The organism is Cyanobacteriota bacterium (assembly GCA_025054735.1).
Taxonomy (GTDB): Bacteria; Cyanobacteriota; Cyanobacteriia; order SKYG9; family SKYG9; genus SKYG9.
In genome coordinates, this window is sequence record JANWZG010000409.1 from 1 (window position 1) to 3,481 (window position 3,481).

Consider the following 3,481-nt stretch of genomic DNA (forward strand, 5'->3'; position numbering starts at 1 on the left):
TGTTACGGCTGACAATTGGCGATCGCTTCATCGCTATGGACGGTCAACATCACTGGTGGCTGACTCAGTTAGACATTAATACTGCTCGGATTTTAGAACCAATAGCAGTGTCAACAGAGTTACCGCTACCCATTACTGTGCTGACGGCTCTTCCTAAGGGTAATCTCTTTGATGACGTAGTGCGCCAAGCTACGGAACTGGGGGTGAGCACGATTGTCCCCATGATTAGCGATCGCACCTTACTCCAGCCTAGTGCCCAAAAGCTTGAGCGTTGGCGACGCATAGCCCAAGAGGCCGCCGAGCAATCGCAACGGCTTGTGATCCCGACCTTGCTGGATCCATTACCCTTTCCTGTGGCGATCGCCCATCCCGCTACTACATCCCATCGTTACCTTTGCATCACAGAGCACTCTGCTCCCCATCTATTACAGTGTCTTCAACAGGATCTTCAACAGGTTGCCATTTCCCATGAGCAATCGACCTTGCCTGGTTCGTCACCTGCGGATTTGGCAGTTGCTATTGCTACTGGCCCTGAGGGTGGATGGAGTGATACAGAAATTCAGCAGGCGATCGCGGCTGGGTTTCAACCTGTGTCATTAGGAGCGCGCATATTGCGGGCAGTGACTGCGCCTGTTGTTGCTCTCGCTCTAATAGCCGCTACACTGGAACGAGAGCACCTTGACTAACAACCTATCATGTCTATCATTGAGCAAATTGCTGCTGCCATTGATCGTCAAGACTATCGTCAAGCAACTCAACTTACAGAGATGCTGCTGGCAAAATCACCCAACCATCCTTGGGGTCTGTTTTATACAGGTAAGCTTCACGAACTCAATGGCAGAGATGCGGCGGCGGAAGCAATGTATCGACAGCTCTTGCAGGAAACAACCATACCAAAAGTAGCACTCCAGGCTCGCCAAGGCCTACAGCGGCTGGCAATTACTCAACAGAGCCGACGCAAACAGGCGATCGCAGCAACCACCTGCGACCCAGCGAACGCCGTCCTCGGCTTCTTTGTAGTAGAACCAGTCGTTGGCGAAGCCCGGATGACAGCAGCCCAGAATTTTGCTCGCATTATGAACTCAGATCCGTCCACAGTGCGATTGACATTTCCTAGCAAGGGATGGCAACTGTATCGCACAGGGGCGATTGGTGAATTGCAGATCTATCAGCGAGACCTACAGGCTGTTAATATTGCTACATTTTGCGCCTCTCTAGAGGCCATCAATGCCATCCCAGTCTACCGAGTGGACTACATTGTGGATGTCCAGCCTGATATTAGGGTTATGTGTCGCAACAGTGACAATCAACTTGGTTCCTTTAGCTTCCAGTGGTCAGAGGTGACTCAGCGGGTGAATGGACAGGTGCCTGTACTGGAAGAAGTTGTAGATCTGGGGCCTTGGGGCAAACTTGAACGTAAAGAGCGCACTCAAGATTACGTGAATTTTCTCGATCTCCATCTGCATAGCCGCCAATGCATCCTACGGTTTTGTGATCACAGTTACCAGTTCCACGATGGTGTGGAGATTCAGCCCCGCAATGGCCCACGATCGTCATATCCCATCACTGCCCGCATTGGGTGGAACAACCTCATAGGCTATCTCAACCAACAGTTATCTAGCACAGCTCTCTACGACAACTTTCGGGCTTTTGCTGAGACTACCCTCGACCACCGCATTCACCTTACCAAGCTCAAATCTCAAACTGGCCTGACTCGTAAAATTGACACCCACTGGGATGCCGCCTTTCACCTGTATAGCACCCTAGCTTTTTTGAAAACGACTTCCAGTTAGTGATTGCCCTAGTCAAGTTTCAGACTCCACAGTTGTCCAAGGCAGAAACTCATAAGCTAGAGACTCATAGTAGCGCCTAGATCTATGCCACTTCTCTATGCTACAGCTACGGATAGCTTGTAGTATGGACTTAAGTCCTTACTAGCTTGAGTTCGGGTTAAGCCTCAGAGAGCAGCTAGTCCGAGACTCCCCGCCGTTTACGGGGGATGGACGGGGGTTGACTTGCTAATAGACTTTTTCCCTAATGGTAACGAAGGCCAATGGTAACGAAGGCCCTTCCTCAGCCCTCTCTGCAAATGGGGAGGGAGCAAAGTCACCCAAGACCCTCGAACTCACGTTGAAATTACTTGCTCAAGGCGGCGGTTCACTTCTGGCCAGTTCACTACATTCCACCACGCCTCGAGATACTCATTACGACGATTTTGATAGGTAAGGTAGTAGGCGTGTTCCCACACATCATTACCTAAAATTGGGATGTAGCCTTGCATGAGGGGACTGTCTTGGTTTGGTGTAGTCGTGACTTGCAATTTGCTGCCGCTGGTGACGACTAGCCACACCCAACCACTGCCAAATTGAGCCATACCTGCCTGGTTAAACTGTTGCTTGAAAGTAGCTATATCTCCAAATGTAGCCTTGAGAGCACGGGCGATCGTTCCCTCAGGTTCCCCGCCCCCATCAGGACTCATGCTCTCCCAGAAGAGACTGTGATTGAGGTGACCACCGCCATTGTTACGCACTGTAGTCCGGATATCTTGTGGAACAGCCCCTAAATCCTTAAGCAAGAATTCCAGGGATTTCCCTCGCAGTTCGGGGTGTTTGGCGATCGCAGCGTTGAGATTCTTGACATAGGCAGCGTGGTGCTTGTCATGGTGAAGTTTCATGGTTTGGCGATCAATATGTGGTTCCAGCGCCTCGTAAGCATAGGGCAACGGTGGCACCTCAAAATCAGACGCTGATGGCGATAGTTCTGCAGCTTGTGCACCATCAGCCCAGTTAGGCATCCCGATCATTGTCATGCCTACACTGACCGTACCCATACCCAGCGCTGACAAAAACTGACGACGATTAAGTGTCATGGCAGTTGTAATGACTCTACGGTGGTCATTGTCTCATACTCCCTTCCCCAACAAAGCCTCAAGCTATTGACCAAGCTCGCCCCTTTGACCGGCCTAATTACTGCTATTGGCTTCTACAGACAAGCCCCATTGTCAGGATTCTAGAGCTAGGTGGATAAGGTGATCTACCAACTCTGGAAAGGATATGCCCGTTGCTGCCCACAGGCGAGGGTACATGCTGGTGGCGGTGAATCCAGGGAAGGTATTAATCTCGTTGATCAACAGTTGCTGGGTAGCCTCTGTGTAGAAGAAGTCTACCCGTGCCAAACCTGCGCCATTGATTGCCTGAAAGGCTACAATTGCCATGGTCTGAATCTGGGTTGCGATCGCGGTCGGTAAAGGCGCAGGAATAATCAGCTCAGCCCGGCCCTCTGTATACTTGGTGTCGTAATCATAGAAATCGCTTTGATAGGTAATTTCACCAACGACTGAAGCACGTGGATAATCATTGCCTAGGATGGCACATTCCACTTCACGCGGCGAGGGCACACCTGCTTCCACAATGATGCGGCGATCGTAACTAGCAGCATTAGCCAACGCTGTTTCCAGTTGTGGGCGGTTTCGCACTTTAGC

The 3,481-nt window shown here is 50.9% G+C and carries 4 protein-coding genes; 2 read left to right on the forward strand and 2 right to left on the reverse strand.

The genetic code is table 11. The annotated features are described in order from the left end of the window. Together NZ772_15935 and NZ772_15940 are read left to right on the forward strand one after the other, a co-directional pair. On the forward strand, positions 1-686 hold a 686-nt coding region (locus NZ772_15935), incomplete at its 5' end, for a 16S rRNA (uracil(1498)-N(3))-methyltransferase (GenBank protein ID MCS6815045.1). Positions 687-695: 9 nt separating this feature from the next. Then, positions 696-1,793 carry a tetratricopeptide repeat protein gene (locus NZ772_15940; protein ID MCS6815046.1) on the forward strand — a complete coding sequence of 366 codons (1,098 nt, stop codon included), beginning with the start codon at positions 696-698 and terminating at the stop codon, positions 1,791-1,793. A 332-nt stretch (positions 1,794-2,125) separates the two neighbouring features. On the opposite strand, the gene NZ772_15945 is transcribed toward NZ772_15940, so the two are convergent. Together NZ772_15945 and NZ772_15950 are read right to left on the reverse strand one after the other, a co-directional pair. Then, complete coding sequence (locus NZ772_15945) at positions 2,126-2,794, reverse strand: superoxide dismutase (protein MCS6815047.1); 669 nt, start codon at positions 2,792-2,794, stop codon at positions 2,126-2,128. A 207-nt stretch (positions 2,795-3,001) separates the two neighbouring features. After that, positions 3,002-3,481 (reverse strand): ATP-grasp domain-containing protein (locus NZ772_15950; protein ID MCS6815048.1); only part of this gene is annotated, 480 nt, incomplete at its 5' end.

Coding starts and splice junctions, on each gene's coding strand:
- NZ772_15940 (MCS6815046.1), top strand. CDS start 696: ATGTCTATCATTGAGCAAATTGCTGCTGCCATTGATCGTCAAGACTAT.
- NZ772_15945 (MCS6815047.1), bottom strand. CDS start 2,794: ATGCCTAACTGGGCTGATGGTGCACAAGCTGCAGAACTATCGCCATCA.